Raw genomic sequence first — 8,780 nt, forward strand, 5'->3', positions numbered from 1 at the left:
TCCTCAGGGTGTGGACGGCCACGCGGTGGCGACGGCGCGGGACAGCTCCGCGATGACGTCGCCCTGCCGCGGCACGAGGTAGAAGTGGTCGCCCTCCATCACGCGGACGGCGAATCGGTCCCTGGTGAGCTCGCCCCATCGCGCCGCCTGCCCGGCGGTCACCTCGGGGTCGTCGCTCCCGAGCAGCGCGGTGACGGGGCAGGCGAGCACGCCGCCCGGCCGGTGCCGGTAGGTCTCGTCGACCCGGTAGTCATTGCGTACGGCGGGCAGGGCCAGCTCGCGGATGTCCGGATCGTCCATGAGCTCCCGGTCCACGCCGCCGAGCCGGACCAGCTCGTCCACCAGCTCGTCGTCGGAGCGGGCGTGCGTGTCGCCGGGGCGGTGCTCGTGAGGGGCGTGCCGGCCGGAGGCGAACAGGTGCGTCACGCCTCTGCCCCTGGCCTCCAGCACGCGGGCCACCTCGTACGCGATCAGCGCCCCCATGCTGTGCCCGAACAGCGCCACCGGCCGGTCGAGCAGCGGCGCCATGGCGTCGGTGACGAGCTTGGCGAGGTGGACGGCGTCGTCCACGAGCGGGGCGGCGCGATGATCGCCGTGTCCCGGGTACTGCACGGCGCGTACCTCGACGGAGTGCGGCGCGTCCCCGTGCCAGCTCCGGTAGAAGCTCGCGGAGCCGCCCGCGTGCGGGAAGCAGAACAGCCGCAGCCCGGCGTACGGCCTGGGCCGGTAACAGTGGAACCAGTTCATGTGAGCTCCGCGGCGGACAGGGGTCGTGGTGCCGTCTGGACCAGCAGTTCGGGCCGGCCGATCGCGGCGGTGGCGTCGAGCCAGAGGCGGCTGAGCGTCAGGTGGTACTGGCCCTGGCGCAGCGGATCCCGCCCTTCCTCGACGTCCTGGCGCAGCTCCGACAGCGCCCGCCGGACGCCGTCGGGCCACACGGACGTGACGATGTCGTGGAAGGTGGGCGCGTGCGCCGGTCCGATGGTGGTGGCGCTGGGCAGGCGCAGGTGGTCCGCGCCGGTGTCGAAGCGGTCGTCGGCGTCGCGGCCGACGTACATGCGGGGGCTCCACACGAGCGGGCCGTGCGTGTTGACGAGGGTGAGGCTGCCGCCCTCCGTCCCCACGGTGACGCGGTGGAGCAGGTGCAGGTGGGCGTCGGGGTCGTTGGGGGCGATCTGGTTCTGCACGCGGAGGGTCAGCGGCACGCCGCCGACGGTTCCGGTGAGGCAGGTGAACGGCGTGCCGGGGGCCGTGGCGGTGAACGTCCACGGGCGTAACGCGCCCAGGGCCCGGCCGAGGATGTCGAACAGGGCGTAGGCGACGTGGACGCTGCAGGCGGCGTCCACGTAGAGGGGCCGCTGGAGCTCGAACAGGCGGCGGGCGGTCTCGATGAACCGGCGTACCGGGTCGAGGTGGACGTACAGGGTGTTCACGTGGTGCACCGCGGAGGCGGTACGGGCGGTGCGCAGGCAGCGGGCCAGCTCGTCGGCGTGCAGCGGATGCTCCTGCAGCACGTGGACGCCGCGGGCCAGCAGGGCGCCGGCCAGCTCGCTGCCCTCTCCCCCGACGACTCCCGACCGTACGACGACGCAGGCCAGGTCCGCGAGCCCGGGCACCTGGTCGGGGTCCGTGAGCAGCGGGACCCCGTGCTCCTCGGCGTACGCGGCGGATCGGGCGCTGCCGCGGGCGAGGACGCCGGTCAGCTCGAAGGGGCCGTCCCGCAGCGCGGAGAGGTAGATCTGGCCGAACTTGGTCCCGCACACCACCACCCGCTTCACAGCGCGCCCTCCTCGAACACCGGCGCCACCAGGTCGATCGGCGCCACCGCCTCGGTGATCTCGATCTTCGCCACGGGCTCCAGGTCCGCCAGCACCCGGGCCGGGTCGAGCACGGCGTCGGCCTGGTGGAGCCCCGCCGCGACCTCGCCGCGGAGCACCGCCATGGCCGCGTGGGCGGCGACCGCGGCGGTGAGCGCGTAGGAGTCGTGGGTGCGCAGCGCCAGGGTGCGGGTGCCGTGCGGGCCGCTGAGCTGGAAGAGCAGGACGTAGTACGGGGTGCGCCCGGCCAGTTCGAGCTCGGCCGCGCGCGTCAGGTCCGCGGCCCGGCCGGCGGTGCTCGCGGCGGCGAGGACGCCGTCGCCGGTGATGACGTTGTACCAGCGGGCCTCCGCCAGCCCGAGCTCCGCGGCCACCCGCTCCGCCTCGGCGCTCAGGTAGGGATAGGCGGTGACCGGCCCTGGAAAGTAGGGGAGCTGGACGTCGTGGACGGGGGTCAGGGCGCGGGCGACCCTGGCGCCGTCGCGCCACGCGGCCAGCGCGGCACCGCGCTCCTCCTGGCCGGCCAGCAGGAAGTCACCGGCGGCGGCGGGGGTGAGCCGGTCCAGCCCGCCGGTGTAGACGTCCAGCCGGAGCCCGGCGTTCGGGGAGGCGAGGGCGGCCAGGTGGCGGGGTACGAGTCCGGTGAGGCCGGGGAGCATCCCCGCCGACAGCACCGCCGTACGTCCCTGCGTGCCCGCATCGGCCTGGGCGAAGGCGGCGGCGTCACCGGCGGCGTCCACGTAGTCGGCCCCGGCGGCGAACGCGGCCCGCGCCACCCGGTCCCGCAGGAGGTAGGAGGGGCCCGCGCAGTTCACGACGACCTGGCAGCCCGTGCAGAAGCGGGCGAGCTCGGCCGCGTCGAGCGCGTCCACCTGCCACGCCTCGCCGTGCCCGCCCAGCTCCTCTTCGACGAACCGCCGGGCCGCCGCCCCGTCCCGCCCGCCCACGCGCAGCCCCGGGTGGTCGGCGAGCAGGCGGGCCGCGGTGCCGCCGACCGCGCCGTAGCCGCCGAGCACGCCGATCACGCGGTCACCTCGGTCACCAGCTTCGCCACGTCGGCCGCGTACGGCCCGCTGAGGCAGCTGAAATGGTCGCCCTCGATGTCGAGCGCGGTGAGCCGGCCCAGGCAGAGGTTCTGCCAGAAGTCCGTCATGTCGTCCTGCAACGTCGGCACGAGGTTGGTGACGCCGCGCTGGCGGAGGAACGTGATGTCCCCCGCGTACGGCTCCGGGTCGTAGTGGGTGACGGCCGTGAAGCTCTGCCGGAAGACCCGGTAGGCCAGGTCCACCCGCTCCTGCGGATGGCCGAGAGCGCGGGCGACGGCGGCCAGCCGGTCCGGGGGCGAGATGGCGGCCAGTTCGGCGAAGTGGCGGCCGATCTGCGCGAGGCCGGGATCCGCGCTGCCGGCGAGCGCGGCCAGGCTGCCCTCGGGCACATGTCCGGGCGACGACTCCAGCACGACCCTCAGAGCCCCGGCGAGGTCCCCGCCGGGGTGGCCGAGCCGCGCCGGGTCCAGTCCGCAGGCCTGCGCGAAGCCGTACTCCAGCATGAGCTCGTCGCTGATCCGGTAGGGGAAGCGGGAGCTGCTGATGACGGTGAGCCCCTCGACGACCGCGCCGCTCTCGGTGAGCCTGCGGGCGACCTCGGTGGCGATGAGGCCGCCCATGCAGTAACCCACGATGTGGTAGCCGGCCGCGCCCTCCTCGATCAGGAGCCGCGCGTACGATCCGGCCAGCGATTCCACCGTTTTCGCAGGGTCCAGCTCCAGGTAGCGCTCCGCGTCGTTGATCACGAGGCCGAGCAGCGGCGTCCCGGAGAGCTCGGGGACGAGCGCCCGGTACGGGGTCAGGGTGCCGGTGCCGTCGTGCAGCAGCACCCGCACCGAACCGCCCTTCGTCCCGTCCCCGGACAGGCGTACCAGCGGACTGGCGTGCGTTCTCGGCAGCCCCTGCTCGCGGTCGTCGCGGGCCTGGCGGAGGTGAGCGGCCAGCGCGGCGACGGTCGGCTGGTTGACGAGCTGGCGGACCAGGCTGTCCCAGTAGAAGCCGCTCGCCTCTTCCAGCTCCTCGCGTACCCGCCCGGCCAGGCGGGTGACCAGCAGGGAGTCGCCGCCCAGCGCGAAGAAGTCCTGGTCGCGGTGGACGCGCGGGAGCCCGAGCAGCTCGGCCCAGAGGGCGGCCAGCCGCCGTTCGAGGTCGTCGCGCGGCTCCTCGCCGCCGGGCGTGCTCTCTCCGGCCGTGCTGGGCAGGAGGGTACGCAGCCGCGCCCGGTCGATCTTGCCGTTGTCCGTCAGCGGCAGCTCGTCGACCACCTGGACGTGGGTCGGGAGCATGTAGTCGGGCAGCCGCTCGGCGAGGAACGCCCGCAGCTCCGCCAGGTCGATCCGCTCCCGGTCGTCGGGGAAGCGGGCCGCGAAGACGCACTGCCCGAGGGACGCCAGCGGGTCGCCCGGCCCGGGCAGGCAGGCGAGCGTACGGGCGCCCGCCCCGCGCAGCAGGTCGAGCCACTCGTCACGGGTGACGAACGTCCGGTCGCGGCCCTGCCGCACGTCGGCGTAGTCGTGCGGGTTCATCAGGAACTCCATCGAGCTCATGATCTGGACGTGCTCGCGGGTGGTCTCGATGAACACCAGCCACCCGCCGGGCACCAGCAGCTCGCGGAACCTCGCCAGCACGGCGGCGGCGTCGTGGGAGTTGTGCAGGACGTTGGCGCAGAGGATGACTTCGAAGGAGTTCGGCTCGTAGCCCTGGGCGCGGTAGTCGGCGTTGATGTCGAACAGGCCGTACCGCACCCACGGGTGGTCCGCGAACCGTTCGGCGGCCTGGGTGAGGAAGAACCGCGACAGGTCGGTGAAGACGTACTCGACCTGGTGTCCGGCCAGCTCGGGGATCAGCTCGGCACTGGTGCCGCCCACGCCCGCGCCCGCTTCCAGGACGCGCAGCGGCCCGCCGGTGTGGTCCTCGGCCACGCGGCCGACCACCGCGCGCACGATGCGGTTGACGTACCTGCTGAGCACGTTGTCCTTGTACGCGCCCTCGGCCGTCCCCACGTCGCCCTCGGGGAACAGCAGCTCGCGGGCGTCGAGCTCGCCGCGCATCAGCTCGGGCAGGTGCGTGGTGCTGACCCGCAGGAACCTGACCAGCTCGGCCCCGTAGTCGAGCCCTTCGGTCAGGCTCCCGACCCGGCGCCACAGCGGCTCCACGCCGGTGTCCCCGCGCAGGTTCCGGTACCGCCCGTCGGGGTCGCGGTCGAGCCGTCCGCGCTCGTGCAGCGCGGTGAGCCAGCGCCGGACGAGCCGGTGGTGGTCCGGCGCGACCCGCGCGGCGGCCAGGATCTCCTCGAGACCGTGGCCGTCCTCGGTGGTGAACAGGCCGCCCGTACGGAGCGCCGCCGCCATCGACGCGAGCGCGATCTCGTCGAGCGTCTCGGCCACCGCCACGACGCGCGCCAGATCGACGCCCTCCAGGGCCGCGACCGCCGCCACCTCGGCCGCACCCGCGACATCGAGCCCGCCACCCTGCTCGGCCCCCGCGTCCGGCGCGTTGCCTTCTCCGGTCCGCTTGGCCGGCGCGCCGTCGTCCTTGCGGGCGGCGGCCTGAGCGAAGGCGATCAGGCGGCGTTCCAGCGCGCGGTCGCCGTCCACGATCACGGTCCCGGCCGCGACCGCGGGGTGTGCCTGCAGCGCGGTCTCCACCTCGGCCAGCTCGATCCGATGGCCGCGGATCTTGACCTGCGAGTCCTCCCTGCCGAGGAACTCGATGTTGCCGTCGGGCCGGTAGCGACCGAGGTCGCCGGTGCGATAGAGGCGCTCGCCGCCGTGGCGCACGAAGCGCTCGGCGGTCCTGCCCTCATCGCCGAAGTAGCCGATCGCCACGCCGGAGCCGCCGATGTACAGCTCTCCCGGCACCCAGTCGGGGCAGGGCCGCATGGCGGCATCGAGCACGTGGAAGGTCTGGTTGGCCAGCGGCTTGCCGTACGGGACGCTCACCCAGCCGGGCAGCGGATCGCCGACGGGGTGGTAGATCGACCAGATCGCGGCCTCCGTGGCCCCGCCCAGGCTGATCACGTCCAGTCCCGGCACGCGGCGGCGGATCTGGCCGGGCAGCGCCACCGGGATCCAGTCGCCCGACAACATCGCCAGCCTCAGCGTGGGCAGCTCCACCGCGGGCTCCGCGTCCAGGTAGTGCTGGAGCATCTGGAGCTGCGCGGGCACCGAGTTCCACACGGTGACCCCGTGCCCGGCGGCGAGCTCGGCCCAGTGGGCCGGGTCGCCCCGGCGTGACGGGTCCGGCAGCACGAGTGCCGCCCCGACGGCGAGCGGTCCGAAGATGTCGTAGACCGACAGGTCGAACCCCAGGCCGGCCAGCCCGAGCACGCGGTCGTCCGGGCCGACGCCGAAGCGGGCGCTGATGTCGTCGATGGTGTTGCGGGCGGCCCGATGGCTGATCATCACGCCCTTGGGCACGCCCGTCGAGCCGGAGGTGTAGATGACGTAGGCCAGATCGTCAGGCTGCCGCCGGACGCCGTCCTCGGCGTGGGCCGGCGAGAAGGCGGGCTCGGCGTGGGCCGGTGGGAGGGCGTGGCCGGCGATCCAGTCGTGCTCGGCGTGGGTCGGCGGGAGGGTGTCGACGGCGATCCAGTCGTGCTCGGCGTGCCAGGACTGCGTGAGCACCAGGCGGGCCGAGGCGTCGGCGAGGATGCGGTCGCGCCTCGCCGGTGGCTGCCCGGTGTCGACCGGCAGGTAGGCGCCACCGGCCAGCAGCGTGCCGAGCACGGCCACGACCTGCTCGACCCCCTTGTCCATGACCACGGCGACGATCTCGCCGGGCCGGTGCCCCGCCTCGCGCAGCGCCCGCGCCACCCCGGCGGCCCGGCCCAGCAACTCGCCGTACGTGATCGAACCGGCACCCGTGACGACGGCGGTTCGTTCCGGTGTGCGGCGTGCCTGGGCCACGACCTCCTCGTGCAGCAGCCCGTCCGGGAGCGGCGCGGCGGTGGCGTTGACGAGGGCGCGGCGGTGCGCCTGCGCTCCGGGCAATTCGACGGGGTCCTCCGACGACCAGGCCTCGTCCGAGGACAGGCCGTGCAGAAGCGCGGTGAACGCGGCGAACATGTCGTCCACGAGCCCTTCGGGGAACACCCCCGCGCGCACGTCCCAGTTGACCAGCAGCGCGTCGCGGTGCTCCTTGACCTGGCAGTCGATCCACACCTGGGGTGTCTGGCTGATGCCGTACTCCGGCGTGCCGTGCTCGGCGTCGTCACGGCCGAGGCCGATGGCGCTGGTGAACACCACCGGCATCAGCGCGGCGTCCCGGCCGCGCCGGCGGGCCAGCTCCCGTATGACCTCGATGCCGCCGCAGCGGCGGTGCTCCATGTCGGCGAAGAGCTGCCGGCCGATGGCGTGGGCGCGCTCGGCGAAGGACCGGCCGGGCGTGGTGTCGACGGCGAGCAGGTTGAGCGTGGTGAAGTCGCCGACGACCCGGTCGATGTACGGGTGCAGCGGCGGGCGGTCGAGCAGCGTCAGGTTGAGCGTGAACCTGGGCCGCCGGCTCCACCTCCCGATGACCTCGGCGTAGGCGGCCAGCACGGCCTGCGACGGCGTGATGCCGGCCGCGGCGGCCCGGGTGCGTAACCGCGCCCATTCCGCCGGCTCCACCCTGCTCTCCCACCGCCCGAACCGGGCGTCCACGGCGGCCTGGTCGAGCGCCGGCAGTTCGGGCGCGGGCGGCAGGTCGTCCATCCGTTCCCACCAGTAGGCGCGATCCCGGTCGTAACGGGCGCTCTCGCGCTGCGCGCGCAGGGCCAGCAGGCAGTCGCGGAAGCTGACCGGGACGGGTGGCAGGTCGGCGTCGGGGTTCTCATGCAGCAGGTGCAGCTCGCCGAGCAGCAGCTGGATGCTGACATAGTCGGCGATGAGCAGGTCGATCGAGGCGTGCAGGAGGGCTCCGCGATCGGTGAGCGAGATCCGCAGCTCGAACAGGGGCCAGCTGCCCGCCGGATAGACCGTGTTCGCCATCTCCTCGCGGACGGCGGCGAGCCGCTCCTCCGGGTCGGTGCCGCGCAGGTCCGTCACGCGGACCTCGTAGCCGGGGACCTCGGCGAGCACCTGCTGGTGGCCGTCGGGGTGGATCACGGCGCGGAGCATGTCGTGGCGGGCGATCAGGGCGCGCCACGCGGCCCGCACCCGTTCCGGGTCGAGCCGGGGGAAGGAGACCTCGACGTAGCCGTGACAGGCGACTCCGCCGTAGCCGAACGCGTCGTTGCGGCCGAGCAGGTAGGCCTGCTGCACGTCGGTCAGCGGGAAGGGGTCGAGGCGGCGTTCGGGCTCGGGCCGGACCGTCTCGGCTTCGGACTCGCGGCGCAGGTGCGCGATGATCTCGGGCTTCGCGCCGATCAGCGCCGCCCGCCGGTCCTCGGTCAGCGCTCCCTTGGGCGCCCGGAAGCGGAGGCTGCCGTCGTCCTCCCACAGCCGGATCCCCGCGGCCTCCATGTCGGCGATGAGTTCGTGTACGGCCGGTGCCTGGGTCACAGCACGCCCTCTTCCGTCTCTTGGGTGTCGTCCGCCGTCAGGCCGATCGCCTCGGCGCAGTCGGCGATGGTGGGAGTGGCGAAGAAGCGGCGCAGGGACAGCTCCACGCCGAGCCGCCGCCGTACGATCTCGGCGAAACGGGTGGCGAGCAGGGAGTCGCCGCCGAGAGCGAAGAAGCTCTGGCCCCGGCCCGGCGGCGGGATCTCCAGCAGTTCGGCCCACAGCTCGGCGAGCAGCGCCTCCGTGCCCGGGCGTGGGGGGTCGTCATCCGGGAGCGGTTCGAGCCGGGTGGACAGAGCACCCCTGTCGATCTTGCCGTTGGCGGTCAGTGGCAGCCCGTCCAGTACGGTGATCGTCGGCGGGACGGCATAGCCGGGCAGCCGATCGGACAGGAACGAACGCAGCTTGTCCAGATCGACGTCCTCAGGGGTGAC

Annotated in this window: 5 protein-coding genes; all 5 read right to left on the minus strand. The window is 73.8% G+C overall.

Going from position 1 to position 8,780, the window contains the following annotated elements; genetic code table 11:
* Positions 1-3: 3 nt before the first annotated feature.
* Positions 4-747 carry an alpha/beta fold hydrolase gene (locus AB0L65_RS22245; protein WP_364248259.1) on the minus strand — a complete coding sequence of 248 codons (744 nt, stop codon included), beginning with the start codon at positions 745-747 and terminating at the stop codon, positions 4-6.
* On the minus strand, positions 744-1,778 hold the full coding sequence (locus tag AB0L65_RS22250) for a Gfo/Idh/MocA family oxidoreductase (protein ID WP_364248261.1): 1,035 nt from the start codon (positions 1,776-1,778) through the stop codon (positions 744-746). The genes AB0L65_RS22245 and AB0L65_RS22250 overlap by 4 nt, the downstream gene beginning before the upstream one ends.
* Positions 1,775-2,842: a saccharopine dehydrogenase NADP-binding domain-containing protein gene (locus tag AB0L65_RS22255; RefSeq protein ID WP_364248262.1), complete on the minus strand. Its 1,068-nt coding sequence runs from the start codon at positions 2,840-2,842 to the stop codon at positions 1,775-1,777. Before AB0L65_RS22255 ends, AB0L65_RS22250 begins: the two co-directional genes overlap by 4 nt.
* Positions 2,839-8,346 (minus strand): amino acid adenylation domain-containing protein, encoded by a 5,508-nt coding sequence (locus AB0L65_RS22260; protein ID WP_364248264.1) that lies wholly within the window; start codon positions 8,344-8,346, stop codon positions 2,839-2,841. The genes AB0L65_RS22255 and AB0L65_RS22260 overlap by 4 nt, the downstream gene beginning before the upstream one ends.
* On the minus strand, positions 8,343-8,780 hold a 438-nt coding region (locus AB0L65_RS22265), incomplete at its 5' end, for a phosphopantetheine-binding protein (protein ID WP_364248266.1). The genes AB0L65_RS22265 and AB0L65_RS22260, both read right to left, overlap by 4 nt.

This window comes from Nonomuraea sp. NPDC052116, from assembly GCF_040680035.1.
Lineage (GTDB): Bacteria > Actinomycetota > Actinomycetes > Streptosporangiales > Streptosporangiaceae > Nonomuraea > Nonomuraea angiospora_A.

What these genes read in the sequence shown, in the direction of transcription:
- AB0L65_RS22245 (WP_364248259.1), bottom strand. Translation starts at nt 747, where the DNA reads ATGAACTGGTTCCACTGTTACCGGCCCAGGCCGTACGCCGGGCTGCGG.